Origin of the sequence: Rubrivivax benzoatilyticus JA2 = ATCC BAA-35 (assembly GCF_000190375.1) — a bacterium.
GTDB lineage: Bacteria > Pseudomonadota > Gammaproteobacteria > Burkholderiales > Burkholderiaceae_C > Rubrivivax > Rubrivivax benzoatilyticus.
The window spans coordinates 1-3,909 of record NZ_AEWG01000085.1 but is presented as its reverse complement, the minus strand read 5'-3'; the positions used below and the strand labels follow the sequence as shown (position 1 = coordinate 3,909).

The window sequence follows — 3,909 nt, the reverse complement described above, 5'->3', positions numbered from 1 at the left end:
GGACCGGGCGAGGCCCGGGTCTGGCTCGACGCGGCCGTGGCCGTCGACTCGCGCGCCTGGTTCGGCGCCGAGGACGTCACGGCGGCGCTTTCGGCCGGCGTCGCGCGGCTGCACGCCGGCCCGCTCGGGGCCCGCGGCACGCTGGTGCCGGCCGGCCAGGGCTGGGGCTTGCTGCTCGACGTCGCCGGCGCCCCGCCGGCGCCGCGCGAGGACCGGGCGCTCGCATGGACCTGAGCCAGTTCACGCCGTCCTCGGCGCTGATCACCGTCGTCCTGCTGGCGCTGGCGCCCTTCGTCGGCGTGATGGTGACCTCGTTCACGAAGATCGTCGTCGTGCTCAGCCTGCTGCGCAACGCGCTCGGCCTGCAGCAGGTGCCGCCCAACGTCGTGCTCAACGGCATGGCGCTGGTGCTGTCGATCTACGTCATGTACCCGGTCGGGCTGCAGATGGCCGAGCGTGTCGGCCAGAGCCAGAGCCAGAGCCAGGCCGCCGGCCGCGGCACCGAGGCCCTGCTGGCCGCCGCCGACGCCGCCAAGGAGCCGCTGCGCGAGTTCCTGATCCAGCATTCCAACCCGGACGAACGGCGCTTCTTCCTGGAGACGCTGCGCCGCAACCTGTCTCCGGCGCAACAGCAGGCGCTGAGCGAACGCGATCTCGTCGTCGTCGTGCCGGCCTTCGTCGTCAACGAGCTGTCGGTGGCGTTCCAGATCGGTTTCCTGATCTTCCTGCCCTTTCTGGTCATCGACCTCGTCGTCTCCAACATCCTGATGGCGCTGGGCATGATGATGCTGTCGCCGACCACCGTCTCGCTGCCGTTCAAGCTGCTGCTGTTCGTGCTCGTCGACGGCTGGGTCAAGCTCTCGCACGGCCTCGTGCTGTCGTACTGAGGCCGCGATGTCGGGCAGCGAAGCGATGCAACTGACGCTGCAGGCCCTGTGGCTGGTGCTGCTGCTGTCGGCGCCGCCGGTGCTGGTGGCCGCGGTCGTCGGGCTGCTGATCGCCATCGTCCAGGCCGCGACGCAGATCCAGGAGCAGACCTTCCAGTACGCGGCCAAGCTGTTCGCGATCGTGCTGACGATCTTCGTCACCGCGGCGCTGCTCGGCGGCACGCTGTACGCGTTCGGCGACCGGCTGTTCAGCGAGTTCCCGGAGATCGTCTCGCGGCCCTGAGCCGCGCCGCACGATGGAGGCGCTGCGTTTCGTCGACTCGCTGGCCGACGGCGCGCTGCTCGTCGCGCTGGCCAGCACGCGTTTCGCCGTCGCCTTCCTGCTGCTGCCGATCTTCGCTTCCGAGACCGTGCCGGCGCTGGTGCGCAACGCGATCTTCGTCGGGCTGGGCCTGATCACGCTGGCGGTGCAGCCGGCGGTGCCGGTGCAGGGCTGGACGGCCGGGCACTGGATGCTGCTCTTCGGCCGCGAGGCGCTGCTGGGCATCGGCGTGGGCGTGCTGCTGGGCGCCGTGCTCTGGGCCTTCGAGGCCGCCGGGCAGATCGTCGACGCCAAGGTCGGCGCCACGCTGGCGCAGGTGGCCGACCCGCTGTCCGGCCACCAGACCTCGTTGTCGGGTGCGCTGCTGTCGCGGCTGGCGATGTTCCTGTTCATGGCCGGCGGCGGTTTCCTGGCCCTGGTGGCCGTCGCGGTGCAGAGCTTCGCGATGTGGCCGCTGGCCCAGCCGGGCCTGAACTTCGACGCCGCCGACGTCCGGATCTTCGAGTCGGCCTTCGCGCAGCTGATGGTGCTGGCCTTCCTGCTCGCCGCGCCGGCGCTCGTCGTGCTCTACGCGCTGGACCTGGCACTGGGCCTGGTCAACCGCTTCGCGCCGCAGCTCAACCTGATCTCGATCTCGATGTCGCTGAAGTCGGTGGCCGCCACGCTGGTCTGGGTGCTGATGTTCACGGTGCTGGTCGACGCGATCGTCGCCCGCATCGACGATGGCGTCGCCGGCCTGCTGCCGGCGCTGCGCATCTGGGCACCCTGACCCTGGGGGCGATCCTCAGTGGCGCGGCCCCGGGCGGGCCTCTTAAGCTGCCGCCATGACCTCGCTGCCCGCCTGGCCCCCGTCGCCATCGTTCGCTCCGGCCGCCGCACCGCGTGCCGCCGAGGCCGCGGGCTGGGCCGATCTCGGCACCGACGGCGGTGCCGACGCGGCCTCGCGCGTGCTGCGCGCCCCGGCCGACGGTTCGGCCACGCCGCAGGCGCTGACGGCGCGTTTCCTGGCCAGCCTGCTCGCCGGCGACGCCGGCGCCTGATCCGGTGAAGGCGCTGCGCGCCGAGCCCGACTGGCACGAGGCCGCCCAGACCCTCGTCGACGGTTGCTGCCTGCTCGCGCCCGCGGAGCGTGTGCCCTGGCTGGAGCAGCTGTGCCGCGCGATCGGCGACCCGCTGTACCCGGCGTTCCTGCGCGTGCTGTGCCTCGTCGGCGAACACGGCGAGCCGCTGGCGCAGCGTGCCGTGGCGGCCACGCTCAACGACGCGCTGGCCAGCGGCCGGCTGCCGGCCGGGCCGCAGGCCGCCTGGGGCGCGCTGGCCGGCGCGTCGCGGCGCCAGGGGCCGATCGAGTTCCTCTGCGCTGCCTTCCTGCACCCGCAGGGCGCGCTGCCGCTGTCGGCCAGCGCCTTCGACCGCACGGCGCGCGCGCTGCTGGGCCTGATGGCGCAGGACCGTGAGGCGCACGCGCGCTACCGCGCCCGGCTCGACGCCGCCGCCGCCGATCCGCTGGAAGGCGCGTGGTCGCGTGCCGACCGCGCCGCGCTGCGCGCGCTGGCCGCAGCCTGGGTGCCGGGGGCCGCGCCGGGCGTCGCCGTCGACGCCTTTCTGCAGGCAGCACGTGCCGGCTCAGGCGGCGGCTGGTCCGGGCTCTCGGGCTTCGGCGCGCTCGCACCGCCCGGGCGCTGACGGCGGCGGCGGCGCCGCACGCAGCGCGATGTGGAAGCTGCAGCCGGTGTCCGGCGGCGCATGGCGCGTGAACCACAGCCGGCCCTGGTGCAGCTCGACGAAGCTGCGGCAGATCTTCAGCCCGATGCCCATGCCGTCGGGCTTGCTGGACTCGAAGGGCACGAAGAGCCGGCTCTCGCCGTCCTCGGGGATGCCGCAGCCGTGGTCGACGATGTCCAGCTGCTGCTCGTCGGGCACGCCGGCCAGCCCCGGCACGCGCTGCAGCCGCAGTAGCACACGCGCCTGTGGTCCCGGCGCCTCGCGCTGGGCCTCGAGCGCGTTGCGCATCAGGTTGACGATCACCTGCTGCAGCATCAGCGCGTCGCCCTCGACCCAGGCCTCGTGCGGCATGTCCGTCTGCACCGGCACGCCGTCGCGGGCGAACTCCCAGTCCAGCAGCGACACGCACTCGCTGGCCAGCGCGCGCAGGTCCAGGCGTTCGCGCCGCGGCTGGCGCGAAGGCGTGTACTCGCGGATGCGGCCGACGATGCGGCCGGCGAACTGCGCCTGGTCCAGCGCCAGCTTCAGGCCGTGGCGCAGGTCCTCCAGCGCCGCCTGCTCGTGCGCCGGCACGGCCAGTCGCGCCAGCCGCGCGCCGACGCCGCGCAGCACGTTGGCGATCGTGCCGATCGGCTGGTTGATCTCGTGCGCCAGCGTGCTTGCCATCTCGCCGACACTGACGCTGCGCGAGGTGAACAGCAGCCGTTCGCGGTCGCGCAGATGGCGCTGCAGCGCCAGCGCGGTGTCGTGCGGCGGCGCCGGCTCGTGCAGCAGCAGGCCGTCGGCCAGCACGACCCAGTGCAGCGCGACCATCGTGCCGCCCGGCGCGGCGACGCTGCCCGAGCCGGCCGAGCCGGGCTCGCCGCGCGCCTGCCAGGCGGGCTGCAGCGCCGCGTGCAGCGCGGCATCGGGCCAGCCGGCATGGCGTTCGGCCCAGGCCGGCGTGCGCCAGACGACGCCGGCCGGCGCCATGCG

At 73.8% G+C, this 3,909-nt stretch carries 7 protein-coding genes; 6 read left to right on the top strand and 1 reads right to left on the bottom strand.

Annotation, left to right across the window (positions count from 1 at the left end):
- From RBXJA2T_RS20375 to RBXJA2T_RS10565, 6 genes are all read left to right on the top strand, one after another.
- Window positions 1-234: hypothetical protein (locus RBXJA2T_RS20375; protein WP_009857359.1), on the top strand; the 234-nt coding region annotated here is incomplete at its 5' end.
- Window positions 225-887 carry a type III secretion system export apparatus subunit SctR gene (gene sctR, locus RBXJA2T_RS10585; RefSeq protein ID WP_009857358.1) on the top strand — a complete coding sequence of 221 codons (663 nt, stop codon included), beginning with the start codon at window positions 225-227 and terminating at the stop codon, window positions 885-887. The genes RBXJA2T_RS20375 and sctR, both read left to right, overlap by 10 nt.
- A 7-nt stretch (window positions 888-894) precedes the next feature.
- Window positions 895-1,170, top strand: a complete 276-nt coding sequence (sctS, locus tag RBXJA2T_RS10580) for a type III secretion system export apparatus subunit SctS (protein ID WP_009857357.1) — start codon at window positions 895-897, stop codon at window positions 1,168-1,170.
- 13 nt (window positions 1,171-1,183) lie between these two features.
- Window positions 1,184-1,978: a type III secretion system export apparatus subunit SctT gene (gene sctT, locus RBXJA2T_RS10575; RefSeq protein WP_009857356.1), complete on the top strand. Its 795-nt coding sequence runs from the start codon at window positions 1,184-1,186 to the stop codon at window positions 1,976-1,978.
- Window positions 1,979-2,033: 55 nt separating this feature from the next.
- Entirely contained in the window at window positions 2,034-2,249 is a 216-nt protein-coding gene (locus RBXJA2T_RS10570; RefSeq protein ID WP_009857355.1) for a hypothetical protein, read from the top strand.
- Window positions 2,250-2,253: 4 nt separating this feature from the next.
- The gene (locus RBXJA2T_RS10565) at window positions 2,254-2,895 is read left to right on the top strand and encodes a hypothetical protein (protein WP_009857354.1); all 642 of its coding nucleotides are present in this window, start codon (window positions 2,254-2,256) and stop codon (window positions 2,893-2,895) included.
- On the opposite strand, the gene RBXJA2T_RS10560 is transcribed toward RBXJA2T_RS10565, so the two are convergent.
- A partial coding sequence (locus RBXJA2T_RS10560) for a sensor histidine kinase (protein ID WP_009857353.1) occupies window positions 2,836-3,909 on the bottom strand: 1,074 nt, incomplete at its 5' end. The genes RBXJA2T_RS10565 and RBXJA2T_RS10560 overlap by 60 nt on opposite strands.